The sequence below is a fragment of the Haemophilus sp. UMB1048 genome (assembly GCF_030218125.1).
Classification (GTDB): domain Bacteria; phylum Pseudomonadota; class Gammaproteobacteria; order Enterobacterales; family Pasteurellaceae; genus Haemophilus_D.
Genome location: NZ_JASOPB010000203.1, coordinates 1 through 233 on the forward strand (window position 1 = coordinate 1; position 233 = coordinate 233).

Annotated in this window: 1 protein-coding gene; it reads left to right on the plus strand. The window is 58.8% G+C overall.

Annotated features, from left to right (window positions below):
- The coding region (locus QP437_RS10470) for an FtsK/SpoIIIE domain-containing protein (RefSeq protein ID WP_285267797.1) at positions 1-233 on the plus strand (233 nt) is incomplete at both ends.

A 233-nucleotide genomic window follows, 5' to 3' on the forward strand; every position in this document is an offset into this window, starting at 1 on the left:
TGGAGCGCCGTTATAAGCTGATGTCGGCGCTGGGCGTGCGTAATCTGGCGGGCTACAACGAGAAGATCGCTGAGGCCGCACGCATGGGACGCCCGATCCCGGATCCTTACTGGAAACCGGGCGACAGTATGGACGCCGTGCATCCGGTGCTGGAAAAACTGCCGTACATCGTGGTGCTGGTGGATGAATTCGCCGATCTGATGATGACCGTCGGTAAGAAGGTGGAAGAACTG